Consider the following 224-nt stretch of genomic DNA (forward strand, 5'->3'; position numbering starts at 1 on the left):
ACCGCGGAGAGCAGTGCCCCCGCAACGATTCCCGAGCCGCCACGGTCCCTCGTGCGGGCGAGCCCCGCGGGGCTGCCGTTCGTGCAGCGGTCTGCCGTTGCCGAAGCCGGGCCGGCGACCGCCGCCCACGGGCACCCGCACGACACCGACACGTCCGGGCGGGCGACGCCCGACGCTCCCGCGTCGGCACCGACACTGCCGGTCACCTCGACCCTGGCGCCGAC

Origin of the sequence: Nocardioides sp. CPCC 206348, from assembly GCF_048654705.1 — a bacterium.
Lineage (GTDB): Bacteria > Actinomycetota > Actinomycetes > Propionibacteriales > Nocardioidaceae > Nocardioides.